Source organism: Streptomyces virginiae, from assembly GCF_041432505.1.
Classification (GTDB): Bacteria; Actinomycetota; Actinomycetes; order Streptomycetales; family Streptomycetaceae; genus Streptomyces; species Streptomyces virginiae_A.
In genome coordinates, this window is the sequence record NZ_CP107871.1 from 904087 (window position 1) to 929878 (window position 25792).

At 72.1% G+C, this 25792-nt stretch carries 24 protein-coding genes; 12 read left to right on the top strand and 12 right to left on the bottom strand.

Going from position 1 to position 25792, the window contains the following annotated elements; translation table 11 throughout:
- Positions 1-19: 19 nt before the first annotated feature.
- Positions 20-1381, bottom strand: coding sequence for an FAD-dependent oxidoreductase (locus OG624_RS04370; protein WP_033225814.1), 1362 nt, complete (start codon positions 1379-1381; stop codon positions 20-22).
- Positions 1382-1589: 208 nt separating this feature from the next.
- Between OG624_RS04370 and OG624_RS04375 the strand changes: the two genes are divergently transcribed.
- From OG624_RS04375 to OG624_RS04385, 3 genes are all read left to right on the top strand, one after another.
- Positions 1590-1781 (top strand): DUF5302 domain-containing protein, encoded by a 192-nt coding sequence (locus OG624_RS04375; RefSeq protein WP_030725782.1) that lies wholly within the window; start codon positions 1590-1592, stop codon positions 1779-1781.
- A gap of 167 nt (positions 1782-1948) precedes the next feature.
- Entirely contained in the window at positions 1949-2362 is a 414-nt protein-coding gene (locus OG624_RS04380; protein WP_266355187.1) for a rodlin, read from the top strand.
- 143 nt (positions 2363-2505) lie between these two features.
- Entirely contained in the window at positions 2506-3420 is a 915-nt protein-coding gene (locus tag OG624_RS04385; protein WP_371639101.1) for a glycoside hydrolase family 19 protein, read from the top strand.
- Positions 3421-3438: 18 nt separating this feature from the next.
- Here the strand turns inward: OG624_RS04385 and OG624_RS04390 are convergent, their stop codons facing one another.
- From OG624_RS04390 to OG624_RS04405, 4 genes are all read right to left on the bottom strand, one after another.
- Positions 3439-6207: a helix-turn-helix transcriptional regulator gene (locus OG624_RS04390; RefSeq protein ID WP_033225820.1), complete on the bottom strand. Its 2769-nt coding sequence runs from the start codon at positions 6205-6207 to the stop codon at positions 3439-3441.
- 213 nt (positions 6208-6420) lie between these two features.
- Positions 6421-8190 (bottom strand): S8 family peptidase, encoded by a 1770-nt coding sequence (locus tag OG624_RS04395; protein WP_371589764.1) that lies wholly within the window; start codon positions 8188-8190, stop codon positions 6421-6423.
- A 446-nt stretch (positions 8191-8636) separates the two neighbouring features.
- Entirely contained in the window at positions 8637-9386 is a 750-nt protein-coding gene (locus tag OG624_RS04400) for a DUF1838 family protein (RefSeq protein ID WP_371639102.1), read from the bottom strand.
- A 54-nt stretch (positions 9387-9440) separates the two neighbouring features.
- Complete coding sequence (locus tag OG624_RS04405; protein ID WP_371639103.1) at positions 9441-10013, bottom strand: GNAT family N-acetyltransferase; 573 nt, start codon at positions 10011-10013, stop codon at positions 9441-9443.
- A gap of 300 nt (positions 10014-10313) precedes the next feature.
- On the opposite strand from OG624_RS04405, the gene OG624_RS04410 reads away from it, so the two are divergent.
- Entirely contained in the window at positions 10314-11480 is a 1167-nt protein-coding gene (locus OG624_RS04410) for a DNA gyrase subunit B (protein ID WP_371639104.1), read from the top strand.
- Positions 11481-11541: 61 nt separating this feature from the next.
- Here OG624_RS04410 and OG624_RS04415 read toward each other — a convergent pair whose 3' ends face one another.
- On the bottom strand, positions 11542-12525 hold the full coding sequence (locus OG624_RS04415) for a phosphotransferase family protein (protein WP_371639105.1): 984 nt from the start codon (positions 12523-12525) through the stop codon (positions 11542-11544).
- A gap of 82 nt (positions 12526-12607) precedes the next feature.
- On the opposite strand from OG624_RS04415, the gene OG624_RS04420 reads away from it, so the two are divergent.
- The 3 genes from OG624_RS04420 to OG624_RS04430 all read left to right on the top strand — a co-directional run bounded on the left by OG624_RS04420 (position 12608) and on the right by OG624_RS04430 (position 15063).
- Positions 12608-13606, top strand: coding sequence for a DUF1996 domain-containing protein (locus OG624_RS04420; RefSeq protein ID WP_371639106.1), 999 nt, complete (start codon positions 12608-12610; stop codon positions 13604-13606).
- A gap of 123 nt (positions 13607-13729) precedes the next feature.
- A complete protein-coding gene (locus OG624_RS04425) occupies positions 13730-14341 on the top strand; it encodes a sigma-70 family RNA polymerase sigma factor (protein ID WP_030725819.1) in 612 nt (203 codons plus the stop codon).
- The gene (locus tag OG624_RS04430; RefSeq protein WP_033225829.1) at positions 14338-15063 is read left to right on the top strand and encodes an anti-sigma factor; all 726 of its coding nucleotides are present in this window, start codon (positions 14338-14340) and stop codon (positions 15061-15063) included. Before OG624_RS04425 ends, OG624_RS04430 begins: the two co-directional genes overlap by 4 nt.
- Positions 15064-15523: 460 nt before the next feature.
- Here OG624_RS04430 and OG624_RS04435 read toward each other — a convergent pair whose 3' ends face one another.
- A complete protein-coding gene (locus OG624_RS04435) occupies positions 15524-16255 on the bottom strand; it encodes a DUF7873 family protein (protein ID WP_033225830.1) in 732 nt (243 codons plus the stop codon).
- Between the two features lie 9 nt (positions 16256-16264).
- Positions 16265-17683 (bottom strand): hypothetical protein, encoded by a 1419-nt coding sequence (locus OG624_RS04440; protein WP_371587218.1) that lies wholly within the window; start codon positions 17681-17683, stop codon positions 16265-16267.
- 153 nt (positions 17684-17836) lie between these two features.
- Here OG624_RS04440 and OG624_RS04445 point away from each other — a divergent pair, with 153 nt between their 5' ends.
- The 4 genes from OG624_RS04445 to OG624_RS04460 all read left to right on the top strand — a co-directional run bounded on the left by OG624_RS04445 (position 17837) and on the right by OG624_RS04460 (position 21604).
- Positions 17837-18745, top strand: coding sequence for an ATP-grasp domain-containing protein (locus tag OG624_RS04445; RefSeq protein WP_033225834.1), 909 nt, complete (start codon positions 17837-17839; stop codon positions 18743-18745).
- Positions 18742-19539, top strand: coding sequence for an ATP-grasp domain-containing protein (locus tag OG624_RS04450; RefSeq protein ID WP_033225835.1), 798 nt, complete (start codon positions 18742-18744; stop codon positions 19537-19539). The genes OG624_RS04445 and OG624_RS04450 overlap by 4 nt, the downstream gene beginning before the upstream one ends.
- Positions 19540-19639: 100 nt before the next feature.
- Positions 19640-20494, top strand: a complete 855-nt coding sequence (locus tag OG624_RS04455; protein ID WP_033225837.1) for a DMT family transporter — start codon at positions 19640-19642, stop codon at positions 20492-20494.
- Positions 20495-20548: 54 nt separating this feature from the next.
- Positions 20549-21604 (top strand): zinc-binding dehydrogenase, encoded by a 1056-nt coding sequence (locus OG624_RS04460; RefSeq protein WP_371587219.1) that lies wholly within the window; start codon positions 20549-20551, stop codon positions 21602-21604.
- 50 nt (positions 21605-21654) lie between these two features.
- Here the strand turns inward: OG624_RS04460 and OG624_RS04465 are convergent, their stop codons facing one another.
- Genes OG624_RS04465 through OG624_RS04475 form a run of 3 tightly spaced genes read right to left on the bottom strand, consistent with a single transcriptional unit; the run spans position 21655 to position 24466 of the window.
- Positions 21655-21855: an acyl-CoA carboxylase subunit epsilon gene (locus tag OG624_RS04465; protein WP_033225840.1), complete on the bottom strand. Its 201-nt coding sequence runs from the start codon at positions 21853-21855 to the stop codon at positions 21655-21657.
- Positions 21856-21878: 23 nt separating this feature from the next.
- On the bottom strand, positions 21879-23423 hold the full coding sequence (locus OG624_RS04470; protein WP_161292283.1) for an acyl-CoA carboxylase subunit beta: 1545 nt from the start codon (positions 23421-23423) through the stop codon (positions 21879-21881).
- A complete protein-coding gene (locus tag OG624_RS04475) occupies positions 23420-24466 on the bottom strand; it encodes a ketoacyl-ACP synthase III family protein (RefSeq protein ID WP_033213759.1) in 1047 nt (348 codons plus the stop codon). Before OG624_RS04475 ends, OG624_RS04470 begins: the two co-directional genes overlap by 4 nt.
- Positions 24467-24658: 192 nt before the next feature.
- Here OG624_RS04475 and OG624_RS04480 point away from each other — a divergent pair, with 192 nt between their 5' ends.
- A complete protein-coding gene (locus tag OG624_RS04480) occupies positions 24659-25090 on the top strand; it encodes a nuclear transport factor 2 family protein (protein ID WP_033213762.1) in 432 nt (143 codons plus the stop codon).
- 78 nt (positions 25091-25168) lie between these two features.
- Here the strand turns inward: OG624_RS04480 and OG624_RS04485 are convergent, their stop codons facing one another.
- Positions 25169-25717: a TetR/AcrR family transcriptional regulator gene (locus tag OG624_RS04485; RefSeq protein WP_199920789.1), complete on the bottom strand. Its 549-nt coding sequence runs from the start codon at positions 25715-25717 to the stop codon at positions 25169-25171.
- Between the last annotated feature and the right edge of the window lie 75 nt (positions 25718-25792).

Here is a 25792-nt window from a genome sequence, read left to right on the forward strand (position 1 = left end):
GGTCCCGGCCCTCCCCTTGCTACGCTCCGCTCGCTTCGAGCATGCCCTCACGCTCGACGATCTTCACCCGCTCGCGGCCCTGGGGCTCGCCGAGGGCCTTCTCGGCCGCGTCGAGGCGGTGCCAGCCCTCCCACGTCGTGTAGCGGACGCTGCGCTCGGCGAGGAAGGCCTCCACGGCCTCCGGCGCCGGGGCGGCCGGCTCGCTCAGGCGTCCCTCCGCGTGGTCGGCGAGCAGGTTCGCGACGGTCTCGTTCGCGTCACCCTTGGTGTGGCCGATCAGGCCGACCGGACCGCGCCGGATCCATCCGGTGACGTACGTCGACGGCAGGTGGCCACCGGCGTCGATCACGCGGCCGCCCTCGTCCGGGACCGTGCCCGACTCGACGTCCCAGGGGAGCTTGGGCAGCTCGTCGGAGAGGTAGCCGACGGCCCGGTAGACGGACTGGATGTCCCAGTCGGTGAAGTTGCCGGTGCCCTTGACGTTGCCCGTGCCGTCGAGCTCGGTGCGCTCGGTGCGCAGTCCGACGACCTTGCCGTCCTCACCGAGGATCTCGGCGGGCGACTCGAAGAAGTGCAGGAACAGCTTGTGCGGGCGCTCGCCGATGTCTCGGATCGCCCAGTTCTCCAGGGTCTTGGCGACCATGTCGGCCTGCTTGTTGGCGCGGCGGGTGGCTATGGAGCCCTCGTCGTAGTCGATGTCCTCGGGGTTGACGATGACCTCGATGTTCGGCGAGTGATCCAGCTCACGGAGCTCCATGGGGCTGAACTTGGCCTGCGCCGGACCGCGCCGGCCGAAGACGTGCACCTCCAGGGCCTTGTTCGCCTTGAGGCCGTCGTAGACGTTCGCCGGGATCTCGGTCGGCAGCAGCTCGTCGGCCGTCTTCGCGAGGATGCGCGCGACGTCGAGGGCGACGTTGCCGACGCCGAGCACGGCGACCTTCTCGGCCTCCAGCGGCCAGGTCCGCGGGACGTCCGGGTGGCCGTCGTACCAGGAGACGAAGTCGGCGGCGCCGTAGGAGCCGTCGAGGTCGACGCCCGGGATGGTCAGCGCGCGGTCGGCCGTGGCGCCGGTGGAGAAGATCACGGCGTCGTAGAAGGACTGCAGCTCGTCGAGGCTGATGTCGTTCGGGTAGTCGACGTTGCCGAAGAGGCGGACCTGCGGCTTGTCGAGCACCTGGTGAAGGGCGGTGATGATGCCCTTGATCCGGGGGTGGTCGGGGGCGACGCCGTACCGGATCAGGCCGAAGGGCGCGGGCATCCGCTCGAAGAGGTCGATGGACACACCGGGCTCGACGGCTGCCTCGGACTTCAGCAGCGCGTCGGCGGCGTAGATACCGGCCGGGCCGGCACCGACGATTGCTACCCGCAGAGGGCGAGGCATGGCAGAGGTTCCCTTCGAGCGACGGCAAGGTGGATCAAAGGGAACCCTAAACGAAGGTAAACCTAACTCAGCACCCGGTGTCTCTTTATGACCCCATAATCAAAACTTATGACCTCCCCAAGCAACGCTTGGGGCATCGGGGAACTCGCTGGTCAGCACCGGCGTCACCTGACAGACTGAAACCGCTTGATCACCCCAGGAGGACAAAATGGCTGACGAAACCGACACCCCGCAGGACGAGTCCCCGGCCGACGCCGCCAAGCGCAAGTTCCGCGAGGCCCTGGAACGCAACGCCGCGAACGCCCAGTCCCAGCAGGCCCACCAGAGCCGGGCGAAGGTCCAGGGTGCCAGCAGCGGCCCCGGCGGCAAGAACAAGAAGGTCCGCCGCAAGACCGGCTGACCCTCGGACCCGAGGAGCTCGCCCCCGCCGCCACGGCCGGGGGTGGCTCGATCCGGCATTGGGCCACACGGGTGAGTGGGGATAACCCCGAGCACTGTCGACAGTTGATCAGCACGTCCCGCCGAGGGCAGCCATCACATGCGACAGTGCGACAGAAGGATCCCCACATGTTGAAGAAGTTCATGGCCACCGCAGCCGCCACCGCCGCCGTGCTCGGCGCGGGTGCCGCGGTCGCCTCCCCGGCGATGGCGATCGGCAACGACAACGGCATCAACACCGTGAACGGCAACAACGCGGCCCAGATCTACGGCAACCAGGAGACCGCGGGCAAGATGAGCCCGCAGCTCGGCGCCATCCAGGGCTCGCTGAACAAGCTCTGCGTCGGCCTGCCGGCCAAGGTCAACGTCCAGTCCGTGCTCGCGCTCATCGCGAACGTCGGCGTCCAGGACGTCAACGTGCTCGCCAACCCGCAGAACCAGCAGTGCGCCGAGAACTCCACCCAGGCCAAGGGCGACGAGGCCGTCTCGCACATCGCCAGCAACATCCCGGTCCTCTCCGGAAACCTCTCCCAGGGCAGCTGATCGGCTCGATTCCGCGCCGGTGTCACGCGTCACGCGTGACACCGGCGCGTTTCATTTGGTCTAGACCTTGACAGGTTCAGACCACTTTCGCTTCAGTGGGCACTTGCCCCCACGGCAAGTCCCCCCACTGAAGGAGCAGTTACGTGATACGTGCGCTTCGCCTCCGCGCCCTCGCACTCACCGCCGCCGCGGCCGTCACGGCCGGCCTCGCCCTCACCCTCCCCTCCTCCTCCGCCGTCGCCGCGACCCCCTGCGCCGGCGCCTGGGCCTCCTCGGCCGTCTACACGGGCGGCATGAGCGCCTCGTACGGCGGCCACAACTGGCAGGCGAAGTGGTGGACCCAGGGCGAGACCCCCGGCACCACCGGCCAGTGGGGCGTCTGGGCGGACCAGGGCACCTGCGGCGGCGGGAACACGGACCCGGACCCGGGCAACCCCACCGGATTCGTGGTCTCCGAGGCCCAGTTCAACCAGATGTTCCCGAACCGGAACCCCTTCTACACCTACAACGGCCTGGTCGCGGCGCTGTCCGCCTACCCCGGGTTCGCCAAGACCGGTGACGACACCACCAAGAAGCGCGAGGCCGCGGCCTTCCTCGCGAACGTCTCCCACGAGACGGGCGGGCTCGTGCACATCGTGGAGCAGAACACCGCCAACTACCCCCACTACTGCGACGCGGGACAGCCGTACGGCTGTCCCGCCGGGCAGGCCGCCTACTACGGGCGCGGACCCATCCAGCTCAGTTGGAACTTCAACTACAAGGCCGCCGGTGACGCCCTCGGCATCAACCTGCTCGCCAACCCGTACCTCGTGGAGCAGGATCCGGCCGTCGCCATGAAGACGGCGCTCTGGTACTGGAACACCCAGAACGGCCCGGGCACCATGACCGCCCACGCCGCCATGGTGAACGGCGCGGGCTTCGGGGAGACCATCCGCTCGATCAACGGCTCCCTGGAGTGCAACGGCGGCAACCCCGCCCAGGTCCAGAGCCGCATCTCGAAGTACCAGAGCTTCACGCAGCTGCTCGGGGTGACCCCCGGGAACAACCTCGGCTGCTGAGCCGCGGTGCCGTGGCGGTCACCGCGTGCGCAGCGCGGTGGCCAGCTGGGCCCGGGAGCGGACGTCGAGCTTCTGGTAGATGCGGGTCAGTCGGGCCTCCACCGTCTTGACGCTGAGGAACAGCTTCGCCGCGGCCTCCTGGTTGCTGGCGCCCTGGCTGACCAGCAGCGCGAGCCGGGTCTCGGCATCGGTCAGGGTCGCGGCCGCCGGTACCCGCGCACCGGCGCCGTCGCCGGGGGCCGGTTCCCTGGCGAGCTCCGTCCAGGGGGCGGCCCCGGCCCGGTCGAACACCTCGGCCGCGGCCCGCAGCGCCGCGCGGGCCGGCGCCCGCCGGCGCCGGCGGCGCTCCACCCGGGCGAGGGCGAGCAGCGTACGGCCGCGTTCCAGCGGCAGCCGCAGCACGTCGAAGCGCTGGGCGGTGGCCTCCAGCAGGTGCACGGCCGCGTCCGCGTCGCCCTGCGCCGACAGGCACAGGCCGCGGGCCCGGTCGAGGGCCGCGACGACCCCGGTCCGGCCGAGGCCGACGGCGATCGTGCGGACGGAGGCCAGCAGCCGGGCCGCCTCCTCGGGGGCGTCGGCGGCGATCAGCGCCTCGGCGAGCTCCCCGTGCCAACGCAGGATCGAGGGGTCCACCACCTGCTGGGCGGCCTCCAGTTCGGCGACCCGCCGCAGGGTGGCGACGGCCTTCGCCGCCTCTCCCGTGGCGAGTTCGACGAGGCCGAGCGCGTGCAGGCTGCGGGAGAGGAAGACCTGGTCCTGCTCCTCCTGGGAGGCCTGGATGCCGCGTCGGGCATAGCCGGCGGCCCGGGCGAAGCTGCCGCCCATGGCCTCCGCCATCGCGGCGACGTACCAGGCGGGGCCGGGCGAGAGACCCGCGTCTATGGTGAGTTCCAGAGCCCGGCGGGCGTGGGCGGAGGCGGCCTCGCACCGGCCGCCGCGCAGTTCGACCTCGGTGAGGCTGCGCAGGACCTCGAAGACGTCCTCGGCGGAGCCGGTGCGCTGGACGGCGGGCAGCAGGACCATGAGCTGGCGGCGGGCGTCGTCGAGGCCGTCGTCGAAGAGCGCGTGCCGGACGGCGAGGTACTGGGGCGCGTTGCGCATGCCGAGCGGTACCTCGGGGGCGGGCAGGGCGAGGGCCTCGGCCAGGATCGCCTCGGCTCCGGGGTCGCCCAGGATCCGGCCCATCCGGGCCCGTACGGTCAGGGCCATGGCCTCGGCGACCTGGTCGCCGCCGAGTGCGGCGAGCGCCCCGGCGCGGGCCGCGGCGTCGCGGGAGCGGACCGGGTCGCCGTCGCTGAGGTTGTGCTTCCAGGCGATCCGCAGTTGGACGGCGGCCTGCAGCGAGGGGTCGCCCGCGGCCTCGTCCATGGCATAGGCGATGGTCTCGTCGAGGGCGCCGAGGGCCTGCCCGGCGGCGTCGATCACGGCGAGCCGGGCCCGGACCCGGTCGGCGGGCGAGGCGTCGCGCGCCAGGACGGCTCCGGTGGCGCGGCGGGCGAGGTCGGCGCGGCCTGACCAGCCGGCGTCCTCGGCGGCCGCGACCAGGCGGGCCAGTTCCTCGCCGGCCAGCCAGGACGGCGTACGTTCGGCGGCGAGCAGGCCCAGTTCGGCGGCGAGGGCGCGCTGGCCCCGGCGCCGGCAGGCCGCGGCGGCCTCGGTGATCTCCTCGGCCAGCCACTGGTCGGGGGTGTCCACGGCCAGCGCGCGGTGTCGTACGGCCTGGACGGGATCGTCGACGGCCTCGGCCAGGGCGGCGTGCCCGGCGGCGCGTTCGGGCCAGCCCGCGTCGGCGGCCAGCGCGGTCGGCAGGGCGCCGGCGGTGAACTCGACGGAGCCGTCCTCCCCCACCCTGACCAGCGCGGCCCGTTCCGCCTCGGCCAGCTCGGCCTCGGCGTCGGGCCGGCCCGCCCGGCGCAGGAGGGAGATGGTGGGGCGGGCGGCGAGGGCGGCGAGCAGCAGGGTGCGGCGGGCCTGGACGGGCGCTCCGGCCAGGAGCCGGCGGGCCACCTCGCGGGCCTGTCCGGAGACGGGCAGGGCGTCGGCGTGGTGGGCGCTGCAGTCGCGGGCCTCGGCGGCTTCGGCGAGGGAGTGGCCGAGGGCGAGGGCCAGGCGCGGGTTGCCGCCGCTGGCCTGGTGGATGCGGCCGGCGAGGCGGGCCGGGAGGCCGTGGCGGACGAGGAGTTCGGCGACCTCGTCGGCGCCCAGCGGGGGGACACGGATGGCGGGGACGCCGGGGCCGCAGAGGGGTTCGCCCACCGGGACCCCGCCCTGGACGCATTCGGCGACCAGGACCCGTACGCCGGGCGGGGTGAGGCGCAGGGCGAAGCGGAGCAGGTCGGTGCTCTCGGCGTCGAGCCACTGGGCGTTGTCGAGGACGAGGAGGACGGGGTGCCGGTCGGCGAGCGCCCGCAGCACCTCGACCACGGCGAGGCGTAGTGCGATGTGGTCGCGGCCGGCCCGGGGGGCGTCGGCCTCGCGGCGCAGGAGGGCGATGGCGGTGCGCTGGGGGCCGGAGAGCTGGTCCAGGGCGGCGCCGGGTACGGAGGCGAGGAGGGCGGCGGCGGACGCCTCGGGTATCCATTGGTCGGCGGCCTCAGGGGCGAGACACAGCACGGTCTCGCGGCGCGATTCGGCCGCGGCCACGAGGGCGCGCACGACCTCGGTCTTGCCCGCGCCGGCCGGTCCGATCAACAGCGCCCGGCCGTGCGCGGTCAACGCGCGGTCGACCGCCTTGATCAGTTCTCCGTGTCCGACACTTGTGTCAGCGTGCCCCGTCGCCGCCACCACGCACAGCCACCAGCCTCTCGATCCCCAGCTCCTGTGCCCTTCCTGTGAGAGGCGACAATACGAGGTCGAGTGGCGGGCGACCACGGATTGTGACGCAGAAATCAGTCACGTCCCGGGAAAACCCGTCGGACCTGCCGATACGAGGTGTATCAGCAGGTCCGCGGGCTCGCTTTGGTCCGTACTATCTGGCCGTCAGGCCGAGTTGGCTCCTGATCAGAAGGTCAGGTTCCAGGAGTCGATCTTGCCGGTGTCGCCGCCGGCGTTGTCGTTGACGCGCAGCTTCCAGGTGCCGTTCGCGACCTCGGAGGAGGCGTTCACGGTGTAGACCTGGTTGATGTTGTCGGTGCTGCCGCCGGACCGGTTGTGCACGGTGTAGACGGTGCCGTCGGGGGCGACGAGGTCGACCTTGAGGTCACCGATGTAGCTGTGCACGATGTTCACGCCCACCTTGAGGGTGGCCGGGGCGTTGCCGGTGACACCGCTGACGGTGATCGAGCTCTCCACGGTGGTGTTGTCGCCGATGGCAACGTCCGTGGTGTTCTCGAAGCCGCCGGTGGGCGGGGTCGTCGAGGTGACGGCGGCGACGGTCGCGGCCGCGTCGGCGATGCCGGCGCCGCAGCCGCCGGTGCAGGTGCCGGGCAGCGGGCGGGCGTTGGCCTTGATCGCGGCCTCGATCTGGGCCGGGGTCAGCGAGCTCTTGGCGGACTTCAGCAGGGCGGCGAGACCCGCGACGTGCGGGGCGGCCATGCTGGTGCCCTGGTAGGGCTTGTAGGACTCGGCACCGGGGGTGGTGGTGCCGGCGTTCAGGGTGGAGAGGATCGCGTTCTCGGGGGTGGTGACGGTGCCGGGCGTGTCGGTGGCGCGGCGGGTCTCACCGCCCGGGGCGGCGATGTCGATGATCGTGCCGAAGTTGGAGTAGTACGAGCGCTCGCCGGCGCGGTTCGTCGACGCCACGTTGATCACGTTGTTGCAGCTGGCGGGCGAGAAGCCGGACGCGTTGGCGTTGCTGTTGCCGGCGGCGACGACGACGGTCGTTCCGCGGGCGACGGCGGCGTTGATGGCGTTCTGGTAGCTGGTGCCGCAGGTGCCCGAGCCGCCGAGGCTCATGTTGATGACCTTGGCGGGGGTGGCGTTGGCCGGGACGCCCGCGACGGAACCGCCGGAGGCCCAGGTGATCGCGTCGACGATGTCCGAGGTGGCACCGCCGCACTTGCCGAGCACGCGGACGGGCTGGATCTTCGCGCCGTAGGCGATGCCGGCGACACCCTTGGAGTTGTTGGTGGCCGCGGCGATGGTGCCCGCGACGTGGGTGCCGTGCCAGGAGGAGGTGCTGGCCTTGGAGCCGACACCGCACTCGCCGTCGGTGGCGTTCCAGTCGCCCTCGTCGGCCGGGTTGCTGTCGCGGCCGTTGCCGTCGCGGGCCTCGGAGGAGGTCGAGATGAAGTCGTAGCCGGCGACGATGTTCGGCGCGACGTCCGAGTGGGCGACGTAGCCGGTGTCGATCACGGCGACGGTGACGCCGGAGCCCGTGGTCGTGTCCCAGGCACCGGGGACGTTCATGCCGGCGGTGGACTCGAAGAGGTCCCACTGCTTGGCGTACTCGGTGTCGTTCGGGGTGACGGCCATGGCGTAGGCGCGGGTGTCCGGCTCGACGTAGGCGACGTCCGGGTCTGCGCGGAACTGGGCCATCACGTTCGCCGCGTCGGCCGGGGCGGTCGCACCACCCAGGTTGACGAGGGCGGCGCCGGTGCCGAGGCGGCGGTCGAACTTCGTCTTCTTGCCGGCCTTCTTGCCCTTGGCGGTGGCGTCGTCCGCCGCCGCGGTGTTCGAGCTGGCCTCGGTGGCCGAGGACTTGTATCCGACGATGAGGTTCTCGACCGGCGCGGTGGGGGCGACCGTGGCGGCGGCGGGGGCCGCCGCGGGGGTCTCGGTGGCCACAGCCACGGAGGCGGTCGCGGAGCCGGCGAGCAGGGTGACCGACATGGCCACCACAGATATGAGCCTACGTCTGGAAGCGTGCACGTGTTCCCCTTCGAGGGCCGTTCCCGGGCATGCCGGAGCGGCCGGTCAGTGCAGTGTGGGAGGTTCCGGCGGCCGCGGGACCGGGAGCGAGTTGGTCGAGCTCGCCCCGGCTCCGCCGCGCGCCACGTCGCCCGAGCCGCAACGGCGGGGCCAGGCAACGGCGGTCCCGGCTCTCCCCCCGGCCGATGCCGCCTTCACGCCATGTGGGGTTGGCGTGTGTGCCGCAGAGCCAGGGGAAGATCGCCGGTGGGCAGACAGTAGGCAACACGGGGATGAACTCGATACGGGGAAAACCCTTGTCCACCCCCTGCGGCTCCCCCCGGGGGCCCCTCGGCAGGTCTCTGACCAGGGACGTTCGGTGACCGCGCGCAGGCCGCGCGGGACCGGGGGTGGAGGCGGGGCCGGCTCTAGCGGGGCGGGAACAGCTTGCGGAAGTACGTCCAGCTGGTCTCGTTCGGCTCGCTCCACTTCTCCGGCGCGTGGGCGAATTCAGGCTGATTTTCGGCGATATAGGCGCGGGTGCGCTCCGGAACCTGCGTGTACGAGTCCAGCTTGCGGCCGCGGCAGTGGAAGGTGAGGCCGCCGGGGCGCTGCCCCTGTTCCATCCAGGGCAGCCACGGGGACATCCGGGTCCAGGACATCGTGGCGGGGACGCTCACCGCGTCGGTGGTCAGGGTGGTCGCGGGCGCGAAGAACTGGAACAGCTCCAGGGCGCGGTAGGTGTCGTCGGCGGACTGTGCCGGGTACTCCTCGACCGGCAGGGGCGAGGGGTAGGCCAGCGGGATCTCCAGGCTGAAGCAGATCTGGTCGCCCAGTTCCGTCATGGGGACCGGGAAGGGGCGCCACTTCTGGTCGGCCGGATCGTTCCAGACGTGGACGACCGGCCTGTCCTGCCAGGTCTCCAGGATCTCCCGGGTCACGGGGTCGAGGTAGAAGGCGGCTTCCCTGGACAGGAGCTGGTAGCCGCCGAGCTCCTCGTCCACCACGAGGCGCGCGACGTTGAGCCCTTCGAAGCCGAAGAGGCGCCGGTAGGGCTCGCCCGGGGCCCAGGAGTGGACGTCACCGGTCCACCAGTAGGTGACCTCGGCGCCGTCGAGCGAGGCGCGGGTGCGGGCGAATGCGTGCAGGAGCTCGGCGGGTGTCAGCTCTGTTGTCATACGCCCCACTGTGCGCGGTCGCCGCACGGCCGGACAAGCGGCCCCACGGACAACCTAGGGGGTGTCCGCGACGGGCCGGGCGGGCGCGCGGCGTACGTGCAGGTGGCCGTCGAGCGGGAAGGTCGGAGGTGCGGCGGCCAGGGTCCTGTCGTACGGGTAGCCGCACTTGGCCGCGACGCGGCAGGACGCGGGGTTGTCCACCTGGTGGAGCAGTTCGAGGCGTTCGAGGCCGTCGGCCCGGAAGGCGTCCAGGGACCAGGTGGTGAGGGCTTCCAGGGCTCGGGGGGCCACACCCCGGCCGCGCGCCCTGGCGGCCGTCCAGTAGCCGACCTCGGCGGCGGCCTTGCCGGGCGCGACCTCCTTGAGGACGACGTTGCCCACCAGCCGCGCCGGCGACGACGCGCTCGGGCCCGGGCCCGGCTCCAGGACGGCGAAGCCGAACCGGCCCCCCTCCGCCCACCCCCGCTCCTGGGCCCGCACCCACCTCAGTCCGTCGTCCTCGGACCGCAGCCCGGGATCCGGGGAGTCCTCGACCAACGCGGCGACGTCGTCCACGCACCAGGGCCGAAGGACGAGAGCGGGAGCGGTCGGTGTCGCGGCGGCGTCGAGCGTGACGGAAATGATCACCGGACGATCGTAGTCAGCACGCCCGAGGGTGCCGACGGGTGACGATGACGCGGTGCCTCACGTCGGACGGGGACACACACCGGAATCAGGCGCCTCGGGGCCGCCCGGAACGGGGTCGTACGCGGCTTCGGTGGGGCCTCGGCCGCGATTCCGGCGTGGCCTGCGCCCCCTGGGCGGACCCGGCCCTGACAGCCCCTCACCTGCCCGTCCACGCACCCGGCAAACCTGCTCTGACCTGGCCTTTTCCTCGGTTTCACCTAGGCTGGGGACATCTGCCGAACACCATCGGAGGGGGATTTCGTGAGTGACGAAGCGATCGGGTACGACGCGAGCCACATCAAGGTGCTGGAGTGGCCCGAGGCCGTTCGCAGGCGGCCCGGGATGTACATCGGCTCGACCGGCGAACGCGGCCTGCGCCAACTGATCCTGGAGGTCGCGGACCTTGCGGTGAACGAGGCCGTGAGCGGCCGCGCCGGCGCCGTCGGCGTGACCCTCATGGCCGACGGAGGCGTACGGGTCACCGACGACGGTCCGGGCATCCCCTTCGCGGCCGCCGGGGACACCGAGGGCCCCGGCCTCGAAGCCCTGTTGACGCAACTGTCCTTCGGGTCGCGGCCCGGCGACCGTCGGGCCGTGCCGCTGACTCTCTTCGGCCTGGGACCCGCCGTCGCCAACGCGTTGTCGAGCCGCCTGACGGCCGAGGTGCGGCGCGCGGGGGTCCGCTGGGTCCAGGAGTACGCGCGCGGCGTCGCCGTCACCCGGCCCACCGCCGCGGGTCCGGCGACCGGGAGCGGGACCACCCTCACCTGCCGGCCCGACGCGGGCATCTTCGGGACGACGGAGTGCTCGTTCGCCGTGCTGGCGGAGCGCTTCAGGGAACTGGCCTTCCTCAACAGGGGCCTGGACATCTCCCTGACCGACGAGCGCCCTGCGGACGGCCCCCAGACGGCGCGGTTCCGTTTCCTGGGCGGGGTACGGGACTTCGTGGTCTCGCTCCCGGCACGGGCGGGGACCCCGGTGCACACGGACGTCATCGGCTTCGAGCGGGAGGACCCGCGGATGGCGGGGACGATGGAGGTGGCCCTGCGGTGGTGCGGCTCCCCCGAGGAACGGATCCGCGGCTTCGCCAACAGCGTGGCCACACCGCACGGCGGCACGCACGAGGCGGGCCTGCGCGAGGGGGTGGCGGCCGCGCTCGACGCGTACGCGCGCGGGCGTGGGCTGTTGACGGCGGACGCCCCCGGCCTCGACGCCGGACGCGTCGCCGAGGGCCTGACGGCGGTCGTGTCGGTCAAGCTGGACGACCCGCGGTTCGTCGGCGCCACACATGGAGAGCTGGGCGGCGCCGCGGTGCGCGCCTGCGTCGCCGAGGCCGTCGAGGAGCATCTCGGCGCCTGGCTGGAGGAGCACCCGGAGCAGGCCACGGCGGTCGTCGGCCGGATCCTCGGGACCGACATCCTCTGCTGAGCCCTCGCCGTATCCCGGCCGACGTCGGTGCACGGCGGGCGGCCGGTCGGGATGCGGCCCCTCAGGCGTACCTCTCGAAGAGGGCGTGGATGTACCCCTCCAGCCTCTGGGTCAGGACACGAGCCGTCAGGTCGACGCGGCCCAACTCGCGCCAGGGCACGCCGACCTTCTCCGCGTCCGGCGCGAAGCCCAGCGCGTCCAGCAGCCGCCAGTGGAGATGGGCGGCGCGGTCCTCGGCCAGGGTTCCTCCCGCGGCGGCGTAACGGTCGGCGAAGCGCATCCCCGCCGGTACGCCGTGCAGCAGGGCGAGGGCCGTCGAGCAGTGCGCCACGTCCAGGTCGGCGGGCCCCCAGGAGGTCTCCACCCAGTCGACGACACCACTGATCCGCAGGTCCTCTCCCGTACCCGTGAACAGGACGTTCCCCGGGTGGAAGTCCCGGTGCAGGAAGCGGCCCTGGTAGGCCGGGGGTTCGCGGCGGATGACGTCGATGGCCCGCTGCCACAGGTCGGGCCGCTCGGTGTCCGCGGGCGGACTCACGCGCTCGGCGGAGGCCCAGGGCTGGTAGGTGCGCGGCCGCCGCTGCGCGGGCACCGGCAGGTGATGGATGCGTACCAGTTGGCGGGCCAGCAGGTCGGCCCGGTCGTCGGCCTGCCGGTCGCCCACGCGCACGGTTCCCGGCAGCAGGGACATCAGCAAGGAGGGGTGGTCGCAGTGCCGCGCCGTCGCGTCCACCGCCACCAGTTCCGCCGCCGGTACGTCCGTGTCCGCGAGCAGCCGCAGGATGTCCGCCTCACGGGTCAGCAGGCCCTCCGCGTGCCGGACGTAGAAGGGTGCGACGAAGGACCGCAGCACGAGCGAGCGACGACCGTCCGGGCCGCCGAGGTCCAGCCGGCGCATCCGCGAGGTCCAGCCGCCGCGCAGCCGTACGACCTTCTCGATGCGTTCGGCTCCGGACAGCCCGTGCTCCACCCAGGAGCGCGTGGCGTCCCAACCTTCGCCGTACGGATCGTCGCCCACGCCTTCGGTCTCTTCGCCCGCCGTCATGGAGACAGCCTATCGATCTTCCCCGGACCACCATGCGGATGTCAGGTTGACGACGGGGACGCCAGCGGCGACGGTGACCGGCATGGGGAACGAACACCGGCTGCTCACTTTCGCCCTCTGCCTGGTCCTGAGCGGCGTGCTGATCGCGGCGGTACTGGGGGCGTGGCGAGCGGTCGGGCCGCACGCCGGGGCGGCGGACGGGCGGCCGGTGGCTTCCGACTACGTGGACATACGTGAGGTTCCGCGCGTTCCGGCAGCCGCTCCCGCCCCCGGGGCCGAGGGGTCGGCCGGTTCGATGGTGGTGGATTGCGGCCGCAACGAGGAGCGTCACTACAACGAGGACAATCTCGTGGTCTCGCCTGGCCTGCCGGGCGGCGCCCATCACACGCACGCCTACGTGGGGAACCTCTCCACCGACGCGCTGTCGACGGAGGCTTCGTTGGCCGCGGCCGCCACGAGCTGTGCGGGCGGCGACCGGTCCACGTACTACTGGCCCGTCCTGCGTCGCCCCGATCGGCCGGGCACGCGCCCGCACGAGCATTCGGCGGGGCACGGCAACGTCGGCGAGATCGTGCCGGAGGCCTCGGTCCGGGTGGAGTTCCGCGGCAATCCCGTGAGCAAGGTGGTGCCGATGCCGCGCTTCCTGCGCGGGATGACCGGGGACGCCGTCGCGTACACGGCGGGCAGCGAGGCCGACGTCCGGGCCCGGTGGGGGTGTTCGGGCTCCCCCGACCGGGCCACCACCCGCTATCCGCGCTGCCCGGCGGGCGAGCGCGTCACCCGCACCCTCGTCTTCCCGAGCTGCTGGAACGGCATCGACACCGTCGGCGTCACGCACCGCTCGCACCTGTTGTTCACGGCCGCGAACGGCGTCTGCCCGAAGGACACCTTCCCCGTGCCCGAACTGCGGGTCTCCCTCGCCTACGACATCCCCTCGGGGCTGAACGTGGCCCTCGATTCCTTCCCCGAGCAGCGGCACAGCCCGAAGACGGATCACGCGATGTTCGTGAACGTGATGACCGATCGGCAGATGGCCACGGTCGTCGACTGCCTCAACAAGGGCCGTGCCTGCCGGGCCTGAGCGACCGATCCGAGCGACGGATCCGAGCGACGGGGTCCGAGTGACGTAGGTCACGTGAACCGAATCCGTCCTGGTGGCGTGTTCCGACCGCACCACACATGCGAGGAAGACGGAGAGGGTGAGATGGCCGGACCACTGTGGCCCCGCACTCGGCGGGGCTCGACCGATGAGGCACTGATCAAGTCGGTGTACGAGGAGCACGGCCACGCCCTGCTCGCGTACGCCACCCGGCTGACCGGGGATCGGGCCGCCGCCGAGGATGTCGTACAGGAGACGCTGATCCGGGCCTGGCGCCACTCCGAGGTGCTGGTCAACGGAAAGGGCTCGGTGCGCGGCTGGCTGCTCACGGTGGCCCGCAACATCATCACCGACCGCTACCGGGCCAAGGCCGCCCGACCGCCCGAGGTGTCCGGGGCCTCGTCCGCTCCCCCGGTGGAGGCGGACCACGCCGATTCCGTGGTGGACAGCATGACGGTCCTGGGGGCCCTCGATCAGCTGTCGCCGGAACACCGGGACGTCCTCAAGGAGTTGTACTACCGACAGCTCAGCGTGGCGGAGGCGGCCGACAGCCTCGGCATCCCGGCGGGCACGGTCAAATCTCGCTCGCACTACGCCCTCAAGGCGCTGCGCGACGTCTTCAAGAGCGACGGATTCAGGGACATCGGTTCCAGAGAAGGAAAGCGATCGGGCAGGCCGCCCCAGCAGCCCGCCGGACTGCGTGAGGTGGTGGCATGAACCGGCAGCGGCACGAGGAGGAACTGCTCGGCCCCTACGTGCTCGGCGTCCTGGACGTCGAGGAGATCCGCCGGGTCGAGGAACACACGAGCGGATGCGTGCAGTGCCGGGAGGAGGTGGCCGCGTTGCGCGAGATGGAGGCGGCTCTGGGCGAGGTGCCCGACGAGGCGTTCCTCGACGGACCGCCGCAGGGCGGTGACCTGCTGCTCCAGCGCACCCTGCGGCAGATGCGCGGTGAGCGGGCCGGTGACTCGCGACGGCGCGCGGGCCTCGCGGGACTGGCGGTGGCGGCCTCGCTGGCCGCCGTGTTCTGGGCCGGCACCCAGCTGGGTTCGGGCGATCCGGACGCGGTCGCGCTGCCCGCACCACCGTCCCCGACGGCCACGGCGAACCCTTCGCCGCCGCCCGCCGGGACCAAGACGCTCTCCGGGACCGACCAGTCCTCGGGCGCGCGGATGACCGTGCAGATGACGCCCGCGACGAAGTGGGTGCGGGTGCGCGCCGCGGTCACGGGAGTTCCACCGGGTGAGCGGTGCCGGCTGGTCGTGGTCTCCAAGAACGGTACGCGCACGACCGCGGGCAGCTGGGTCGTGGGCAGCCAGGAGAACGGCGAGGGCAAGGGCGCGGGGCTGGACGGTTCGGCGGCCGTGGACCCGGCGGACGTCAAGGCGATCCTGGTCGAGAACGAGTCGGGCCGGACGTTCGTGTCCGTACCGGTCTGACCGGAGCGCGAGCCCGGACCCCGGACTTCGGTTCCGGGGTCCGGGCTCGGGCGGGGACCTGGGCCGGAACGTGACGGAGCCCGGGAGCATATCCAGCTCCCGGGCTCCTGTGTGCCACCCAATTGCGCACACCGGCACGTTTAAGAGTCGCGGATCATTCTTAGATCGACGTGTTCTACCTTTGAACTACCGCGCCATGAGAAGAGGCACAGAGGGGACTTGAACCCCCATCCATCGATGATCGTCCACGCTCGGTCGATCCGGTGTTCGGCGGCGAATACTGAGACTGGAGCGATAATCTGAGATTGAAGGGCCGCCTCTACCAGCTTGGGCCACCCCGGCTCGTCAATGCCGGGGGAGGGATTCGAACCCCCAACTGACACCCTCGTTCAGCTTCAACATCAGTTTCAGCTTGCGCTCTCGCGCACCCCCTGCAGACATGCAGAGGGAGTCTTAGGGGCTACTTGAACAAGTAGCCGAACACCGCGTCGCCGATCCGCTGGTCGGTGACCTCGGCGCTGTTGGCCTCCTCGCGGGCGAACTTGACGGCCTGCTGGAGCTTCTCCACGCGGTCGAGCAGCTCGTTGACCCGACGGGCCGGCAGCGCACCGGAGAACTTCACGGTCGTCCAGTACCCGACCGGAACGTCCTCGTAGTACACCTCGACCTGCGCCGGGTGCTTCTCGGTGGCCTCGGCCTTCACGTGGTTGCGCGGCACCTTCTTGGTACGGATGGTGCGCACCGGGTCCGTCTTCCAGGAGTCCGTGGACGGGTCCAGGTTCCAGGATTCGGAGGCGTCCAGCACCGGCAGCTTCCGTACGAAGGTGTGCATGTCGGTGAGCTGCTTCTCGAGGAAGAGCAGGTACGGCACGGGCACCTGCGCCAGCAGGACCGTTCCGTCCACGACGACATCGGCGGCCGCGGTGCGGTTGGCCCAGTCCTTGGTCGCCGTCACGTCGAACAGCCGCGTCAGGGTGCCGGCCGTCGCCCGCAGCACGTCCTCGGCCTTGACCTGCACCCGGGTCGACTCGGGCGGCAGTTGCTCGCCCTCCTCGTCCTTGGGCTGGTAGGTCCGGGAGATTCCGGCCAGCAGGGCGGGCTTCTGGACGTCGTGGTGAGCCTGCGTGAGCTCCTGGAGGGACTTGGACTTGACGCCCTTTTCCACTGCGATGATCTGATTCAACTTCGGCACGTGATCAACCTAGCAGCCGATCGTCCGATCATTCATCGGAATTTCCGGCACCTTCGCCCGGTCCAGCAACTGACGCATATCCACGGCGGGAAGTGCGGGATTGGCCGCCGCGGCGGCCGCCGCCTCGGGATCCGGATCGGCGAGCAACTCCCGGATCCGGGCCACCGGGAGCCGGGGGTCCCGGCCGGCGGCCGCGCGTGTTTCCGGGTCCCGGAGGAGCCGGTCCAGGAGTTCCGGCTCCAGGCCGGGGTCACGCAGGGCCAGGCGCCGGGCCCTCGGGTCCGGGGAGTCGCCGAGGCGCGCGGCGAGCCCGGCGGCGGGAAATCCCGGCCGGGCGACCAGCATGCCCACGGCGCGGTGGGTGCCGTTCAGGTACAGGTCGAGAAGCAGCTCGGGCGGCGGCTCGGGGTGGAACTCGGCGAGCAGCAGCCGTACGGCGAAGTCCTCGTCCCGCGCCAGCAGTTCGACGGCGTCGACCGGTAGGCCGGGGCAGACCGCGGCGCTGCGCCGCAGCCAGGTGTGCGCGGACCGGGCGCACCGCCGTAGGAACGCGGCGTCCGTACGACGCTCCCACACCCATCCCAGGGTGGGCAGCCGGTCCTCGGCGTCCACGGTGTGGTCGACGGCGGCGCGCTCGGACTCGGTCAGTTCGGGGCGGGCCGACACCTGGAGGCGGACCTTCGGGTCGGGGTCGACGGCCAGCCGGGCCACCAGGTCGGGCGGGAGCGAGGGGTTGGCGGCGAGCGCGGCGATCCGTTCGCCCCGTGCGAGCAGGCGTTCGGCGAGTTCCCGGGTGAGCCGGCCCCTCGTCAGGACCTCCCCCAGGTGCCACCCGCTCCCCGAGCGGTCGACGAGCCAGGTGGTCCGTTCCTCGTCCTCGTGGCAGACGCGCAGGGCGGCGGCCTGCCGCACCTGCGGGTCCTCGTCGTGCAGGAGCCGCTCCCGGACCCCGTCCGCGAGCCGGCCCCAGGCACGGCAGGCGGCCTCCCGGAACATCGGGTCCTCGTGGTCCGCGAGTCCCGCCAGGATGTGGGCGGGTGCGGCGCCCCACCTGACCAGTTCGCCGGACACCATGCCCCTGGGGTGGTCGAGCAGCCGCTCGTAGGCCCGGTCCGGGAGCGGGGCCACCCGCCGCCGGTAGGCCAGGGGACCGTGTGCCAGGGCGAGGTGGACCGACGCGGACGGGTCGTCGACCAACCGGGCACGCTGGTCGGGGTCGGCTCCGCCGTTCTGGGCGAAGGCGGCCCGGACCCGGCGGTCCGGGTGGACGAGAACGGCCTCGACCACCTCCTGCGGAAGAGCCGCGCGCTGCGCAACCGCTCGGCGCAGCCACTCGTCTTCGTGGCCGAGCAGTCGCAGCAGCACGTCCGCCGGTGCGGCCTCGTTCCCCGCGAGCCCGTGCAGCGGCTCCGTCCACCGATCGCCCATGCCGTCCTGATCCCTCCCCCGGTGATGCGGAACGGGCAGGGTAGCAAGGAAGCCCACACGCGGACCGATCATCACATTGCGGTCCATGACATCCTGTGACGTCACAACTCGCCGGACGGTATCGGCGGACGTCCGGGGATATGGGGAAGGTCCATGAGGCTCTGCTTCCTGGTGGAGGAGCACTACCGCCACGACGGCATGCCGAACGAGGTGATCCGGCAGCTGACCGCGTGGGGGCACCAGGTGGACGTCGTGCGGCCGGGCGGCTCGCTCCTGCGCATGACCGAGGTGGTGGACGCGGGTGCGCACGACGCCTGGGTGCTCAAGACGGTGTCCGGCGGCCCGGGTCTGACGCTGCTCGAAGCCGCCGCCGCGGCCGGGACGACCACCGTCAACGACGCCCGGTCGATCCGGGGCGTACGGGACAAGGCACTGGCCGCCGCCCTCGGGCGCGGCCGGGGGCTCCCGCTGCCGCCCACCTACGCGGTGGCCCGCCCCGAGTTGCTCAGGGAGATCCCGGAGTCGGAGTACCCGCTCGTGGTCAAGCCGGCCGACGGCAGCTCCGGGCGGGCCGTGCATCTGGTGTCCTCGCCGGAGCGGCTGGAGTCGCTGCTGCCCGTGCTCGCGGGCGAGGGCCTGCTCATCGCCCAGCCGTACGTACCCAACTCGGGCACGGACATCAAGGTGTACGCGGTCGGTGGCGAGCTGTTCGCGACCGAGCGCTGTTCCCCACTGCACCCCGACCCCTCGGTACGGGAGCGGCGCGTGCCGCTGTCGGCCGAGGTGGCGGCGATCGCGGCCCAGGTGGGGTCGGTCTACGGGCTGGACCTGTACGGCGTGGACGTGCTGCTGGGCCCGGACGGCCCGGTGGTCGTCGACGTGAACGACTTCCCGAGCTTCCGTCAGGTGCCGGACGCGGCGGCGCGGGTGGCCCGCGCCGTCCTCGACCTCGCACGGGCGGGCGGCGGCTGCGCACCCCCGCCGGCGCCCGTGGCGTTGCCCTACCCGCTGCCCCTGTCGATCCCTGCGCAGGTCTCCGCCGTCGGAGGTGACGGCGCGTGAGGATCGGCCTGATCACCCCGGAGCCCGGGCATCCGCTGCTGGCGGACACGACCGCGCTGCTGGCCCCGGAGCACACGGTCGAAGCCCTCGATCCGGTCACGCCCGGGGAGGTCCCGCTGCCGCTCGCCGAGGTGTACCTGCTGAAGTCGCGGACACCGCAGGCGCTGGGTCTCGCGCGCCACCTGGAGGGGCGGGGAGCGGCCGTGGTGAACTCCGCCGCGGCCACCGAGCTGTGCCAGGACCGAACGGCGATGGCCGAGCTCGCCCTGCGGGCCGGGCTGCCCTTCGCCGCGACCCGTACCCACGACTCCCTCGGGGCGTGGGCCGCGGGCGCCCTGCTGGACGCCCCCGTGGTGGTCAAGAGCCGGCGCAGCCGCCGGGGCGACCTCGTCGCCCGCGTGAACGACACGGGACGGCTGCGGGAGTTGGCCCGGGAATGGCCGCACGAGCCGGTCGTGGTGCAGGACTACGCGCCCAACAGCGGCTGGGACCACAAGCTGTGGGCCATAGGGGACCAGGTGTTCTCGGCCCTGCGCCGCTCGGAGCTCTCCCCCGAGGGCCGTGGGCCCACCCGTCCGCTGCCGCTCGCGGAACTTCCGTCCGGCTGGGCCGCACTGGTGCGCGAGGTGGGCGCGGTGTTCGCGCTCGACGTCTACGGCGTGGACATCATCGACGCCGGCGGCGGGACGCCGCTCATCGTGGACATCAACGCCTTCCCCGGCGTCCGGGGCCAGGCCGGCGCCCCGGAGGCCCTCGCCGCGCTGGCCCTGCGCCGGGCCGCGGGGCGGGCCTGAGGACTGCCGGGCAGGTCCGGACGGGGGAATGCGCGGGGCAGGACGGTCGTGGCCCGGTGTCGTGCCACGGCGGGGCGGCGGGCGCCGTGAGGATCGGGGCATGGGCGTCGTCCTGCCGGTCCTCTTCGCGCTGTTCGCGGCGTTCAGCAACGCACTCGCCACCGTGCTCCAGCGGCGGGCCGCGCTGACCGTGCCGCAGAGCGACGGCTTCCGCTTCGGCCTGGTCCTCGATCTGCTGCGGCGGCCGCTGTGGATCGGCGGCATCCTGGCCGTGATCGCGGCCGGGGTGGGCCAGGCCGTGGCGCTGGCCACGGGTGCCCTGGCCCTCGTACAGCCGCTGTTCGTGCTGGAGCTGCCGCTCGCGCTGCTGATCGCCTCGCTGGTGACGCGGCAGCGGCTGCCGGGGGCGCTGTGGCTGGCCGTGGCGGGGGTGGTGGCCGGGCTCGGGGTCGCTCTGGTGGCCGCCTCGCCGATGGGCAACCGGACGGACGTGCCGGCCGAGCGCTGGGTGGTGGCCCTACCGGCGTGCGCGGTCGTCGTGGCCGCCCTGGCCGTGGCCGGGATGCGCCTGCCGCCCGGCCGCGCCCGGGCCGGCTGCCTCGGCGCCGCCACCGCCGTCTGTTACGCGCTCACCGCCGCGCTGATGAAGTCCTCGGTGCACGTCCTCGACGACAGCGGCTTCGTCGCCTTCCTGACGACCTGGGAGACGTACGCCTTCGGGGCCAGTGGCATCTGCGCCCTGCTCCTGCTGGAACACGCCATGCAGGGCGGCCCACTGGTCGCCTCGCAGCCCGCGCTGACCCTCGGCGACGCGAGCATCAGCATCGCGCTGGGGGTGGTCCTGTACGAGGAACACCTGCGGTCGGGCTGGTGGCTGCTCCCCCAACTGCTGGGCATCGCCCTGATCTGCGGGGGTGTGCTGGCGCTCGCCCGGGCCGGCGAGGGCGCGCCGTGAGCAGCGCCCGCGGCGACGGGTACCGTGCGGGCAGTCGAGCGGAGGGCGGGATCCATGCGAGCGGTGGTCTTCGAACGGTACGGCGAGCAGGCCGAGGTACGGGAGGTACCGGAGCCGAGTCCGCCGGCGGGCGGGGTGGTGGTACGGGTGGAGGCCACCGGGCTGTGCCGCAGCGACTGGCACGGCTGGATGGGGCACGACCCGGACATCGTGCTGCCGCACGTGCCCGGCCACGAACTCGCGGGTGTGGTCGAGGCGGTGGGGGCCGGTGTCGTGAACTGGCGGGTCGGTGACCGGGTCACGGCTCCCTTCGTGTGCGCCTGCGGCAGCTGTGCCGACTGCGCGGCCGGCGACCACCAGGTGTGTGCGCGGCAGACGCAGCCCGGGTTCACGCACTGGGGGTCCTTCGCCGAGTACGTGGCCCTGGACCACGCCGATGTGAATCTGGTGGCGGTGCCCGAGGAGCTGTCGTACGCGACGGCGGCCGGTCTGGGGTGCCGCTTCGCGACGGCGTTCCGGGCGGTGGTGGCACGGGGCCGGGTGGCGGCGGGCGAGTGGGTGTCCGTGTACGGCTGCGGCGGGGTGGGGCTCTCCGCCGTGATGATCGCGGCGGCGGCCGGGGCCCGGGTGGTCGCCGTGGACACGGCGCCGGGGGCGCTGGATCTGGCGCGGAAGTTCGGAGCCGTGCACGGCGTGGACGCCCGGGACACCGCCGACACCGCGCGGGCGGTCCGGGAGGCGACCGGCGGGGGCGCGCACCTGTCCCTCGACGCGCTGGGCTCACCGGCGACGGCGGCGGCCTCGGTGTCCGGGCTGCGCCGACGCGGGCGGCACGTGCAGGTGGGACTGCTGCCGGCGGCGGCCGGAGCGGCGGCCCTGCCGATGGACCGGGTGATCGGCTGGGAGTTGGAGATCCTGGGGAGCCACGGCATGGCGGCGCACGCCTACCCACCGATGATGGAGCTGGTCCGGGGCGGGGCGCTGCGGCCGGACCTGCTGGTCACCTCGACGATCCCGCTCGACGCCGCCCCGGCGGCCCTGGCCGCGATGGGCACGGCGGCCGGGCGCGGGGTCACGATCATCCTCCCGGGAGCACGCGCCCGAGGCTGAGCCGTGATCGCCCGGTCCCGGCAGGCCCGGCGTGATCCGAAAGACACGCCCTAGCGCCAGCTGTGCGGGGGTTGGAAGCGGCGGCTGCGCTCCGGGCGGCGCCAGCCGGCCTCGGAGCGGGTGGTGCGGGGCGGGGCCTGGGCCGAGCCGGCGGTGGCGCGGGCGAGGAGGATCGCGGTGATCGCGGCGAGTTCCTCGGGGGCGGCGTTGCCCTTTTCGACGCGGAGCAGGGTGTCGGTGGCGGTGGTCATGTGGTGGCGGGTCTCCTTCGCTGCTACTGCGGCGGGTTGCCGTGCTTGCGGGACGGCAGATCGGCGTGCTTGTTGCGGAGCATCGCGAGGGCGCTGACGAGGACCTCGCGGGTCTCGGCGGGATCGATGACGTCGTCGACGAGGCCGCGTTCGGCCGCGTAGTAGGGGTGCATCAGTTCGGCCTTGTACTCCTTGACCATGCGCACCCGCATGGCCTCGGGGTCCTCGGCGTCCGCGATCTGCTTGCGGAAGATGACGTTGGCCGCGCCCTCGGCGCCCATCACGGCGATCTCGTTGGTCGGCCAGGCGTAGGTGATGTCCGCGCCGATCGACTGGGAGTCCATGACGATGTACGCGCCGCCGTAGGCCTTGCGCAGGATCAGGCTGATCCGCGGGACGGTGGCGTTGCAGTACGCGTACAGCAGCTTGGCGCCGTGGCGGATGATGCCGCCGTGTTCCTGGTCGACGCCCGGCAGGAAGCCGGGGACGTCCAGCAGGGTGATGATCGGGATGTTGAAGGCGTCGCACATCTGCACGAAGCGGGCGGCCTTCTCGGAGGCCTCGATGTCCAGGACACCGGCGAGGTGGCCGGGCTGGTTGGCGACGACACCGACGACCTGGCCGTTCATCCGGGCCAGCGCGCAGATGATGTTGCGGGCCCACCGCTCGTGGATCTCCAGGACGTCGCCCTCGTCGACGAGTTCCTCGATGACCTTGAGCATGTCGTACGGGCGGTTCCCGTCCGCGGGGACCAGGTCCAGGAGGACCTCGCTGCGCCGGTCGGCCGGGTCGGACGTCTCGTGGACGGGCGGGTTCTCGCGGTTGTTGGAGGGCAGCATCGAGATGAGGTAGCGGACCTCGGAGATGCAGGTCTCCTCGTCGTCGTACGCGAAGTGCGCGACGCCCGAGGTCTCGGCGTGCACGTCCGCGCCACCGAGGCCGTTCTGGGTGATCTCCTCGCCGGTCACCGCGCGGACCACGTCCGGGCCGGTGATGAACATCTGCGAGGTCTCACGGACCATGAACACGAAGTCCGTCAACGCCGGCGAGTACGCCGCGCCACCCGCGCACGGGCCCAACATCACGCTGATCTGCGGGATCACACCCGAGGCCTTGGTGTTGCGCTGGAAGATACCGCCGTACCCGGCCAGCGCCGAGACGCCCTCCTGGATACGGGCGCCGGCGCCGTCGTTCAACGACACCAGCGGCGCACCCGCCGCGATGGCCATGTCCATGATCTTGTGGATCTTCGTCGCGTGGGCCTCACCCAGAGCACCACCGAAGATCCGGAAGTCGTGCGCGTAGACGAAGACCGTCCGGCCCTCGACCGTGCCCCACCCGGTGATCACACCATCGGTGTAGGGCTTCTTGTTCTCCAGGCCGAACCCGGTCGCCCGGTGCCGGCGCAACTGCTCGACCTCCCGGAAGGAACCCTCGTCGAGCAGCAACGCGATCCGCTCACGAGCGGTCAGCTTGCCCTTCGCGTGCTGCGTCTCGGTCGCGCGGTCACTCGGTCCACGCCTCGCCTGCTCACGCAACGAGTGCAGCTCGTCGACCCGGTTCCTCATCGTCCGGCCCCCCAGCCGTCGCCGACCTGCTGGACCACGAGGCACGACCACGTGAAGCCGCCGCCACCGGTGAGGAGAAGGGCGTAGTCGTCCGGCGCCAGCCGGTCCCCCGCTCCGAGGTCCGCGAGGTTGGCGACCAGATCGCCGCAGCCCAGGTGCCCGGTGCGTGCGCCGAGGCGTACGGGCTCCGCCGCCAACAGCTCCCGGACGGCCGGGAGGTACATCAGGTCGAGGACCTTGGGGCCGAGCCGGGGCAGGGCGACGCACCGGATGCGCGGGTCGTCGGGGAGCAGGCCCGCTTCGGACAGGGCCTGCAGCACCACCGTACGCACGGCTTCCGGGCCGGTCTTGGCGAACCGGGCCATGCCGCCCGATTCCAGGAACGCGCGCTTGGTCCGGCGGATGTCGACGGGCCGGCCGTGCGCGAGCGGCGCGGGGCCGAAGGCGTCCGTACCGCGGTACATGGACTCCATCTCGGGCGCGGCCAGCACGGCGTGGGCCACCAGTCGCAGCCCGCGCCCGGATCGTCCGAGCACGGCGGCGGTGGCGCCGTCCCCGTAGGCGACCTGGTAGTCGCCGCGCCAGCGGTCGAAGCCGGCGGGGTCGAACCGGTCCGCGGTGGTGATCAGCGCAGTGCGGAGCGAAGGATCGGCGGTGAGGTAGGTGGCGGCGGTGTGCAGGGCCATCGCCCCGGCGTGGCACATCTGTTGGATGCCGAAGGGGATGGCGGCCGAGGCCCCCACGCGGTCGGCCACGTAGTGGGCCGGGGACCAGAAGTCATGGCCTTGGTGCCAGATCCAGTTGTGCAGCAGCAGGCTGATGTCGGTCGCCTCGACCTCTGCCAGGGCCAGGGCCCTGCGCCCGGCCGAGACGGCCATGTCGGGGGCCGACGTGTCGTACGAGACCGGTACTTCGATCACTCCGGCGCTTTCCGGGCCGTCCGGGTCGAGGACACCGTCGGCCACCAGCGCGTAGGCGCTCTGGGTGGTGCTGGGCAGCCAGGTGGCCGCCGCCTCGACCGTCAGGTCTTCGCTGAAGCGCATCGCGGATTCTCCTGTCCTGGGCTTCGCTCGTCGCCGCGCCGGCCCGTCCTGGGTCGTCGCATTCCGACAGACCTGCGGGGCCGGGCCGTGGATACACCTGATTCGGGTGTACGCGGGACGGCTGCCCGGCGCTCTGTGAGACGGGGCTCCGTCCGAGCCCCGCGGAGAGATATCGAGCGAGAGGGCGGGCTCATGACGTCGAGGACGCGTACGGCGGCCGAACTGTGGGACGGCTGGCTGGAGATGTGGAACGAGGACCCGGGCGCGGCACACAAGATCATCGCTGCGGAGTACCGGCTTCATCTGCCCACCACCGGGGCGACGATCGACCCGGACACGATCCGGGACCCGGGCACGATGGCCGACTGGGTCGCGGGCTTCACGGGCAAGTTCGAGGGCTTGCGCTACGAGACGGACCTGGGGCCGGTGGTCGACGGGGAACTCGCGGTGTGCCGTTGGTTCGGCACCGCTACCTGCCTGGGGCGGACCGGGTGGCCGTCCGACGTGCCCGGCAAGCGGATCACCTGGGTCGGCGTCGACATCCTGCGCATCGTCGACGGCTGGATCGTGGAGGCCTGGACGCAGGGAGCCGAGACCGACGAGCGGCCGCCGTCCGCCGCGTGAAACAGGGGCGGTCGTCGGCCGCCCCCTCGTGCCGGGGGCGGCCGACGGCCGCCCCCGGGGCGGGAGACGCGTCTCGCGTCAGCCCGCCCAGCTCTCCACCGGGAGCGAGGCGACGCACGCCTTGGCCCAGGGCTCGTCCAAGTTCCACAGATCCATGGCCGCCATGTCATTCAGCATCATGCCCAGGGCAAGGAAGCGCTTGACGGTGACGTCATCGGCACCCGAGTTCTTCTGGATGGCATTCCACATTCGCCCGAAACCGGTTTGGACGGCCGCCCGGATGTCCGGGTCGTCGGATGCGGCGAAACCATGCAGCTGGATCAGCAGGAAAAGCCGGTCGCGTACCAGGGAGCGGTATCGATCACCCATGGCGACGAGGGCATCCACGCCGGTCAGACCCTCGGCCGACTGGTCGAAGGACGCCACGACCAGGTTGAAGGAATTTTCGACGACGGAAATGAAGAGCCCTTTTTTCGTATCGAAGATACGAAACACATAAGGCTGGCTGATGCCCGCCTTCCGGGCGATCGTTTCCACCGAAGTTCCGTAATAGCCCCCGTGCGAGAACTCCTCGGAGGCGATTTGCAGAATCTGTTTGCGGCGCTCATCGCCCGTCATCCGTTCCATGGTCCACATGAAACCACGCGACGGGCGCAAATGTGACCCGCGGTGGCGAGATGAGCGTTGACTGAGTAGTTAGTC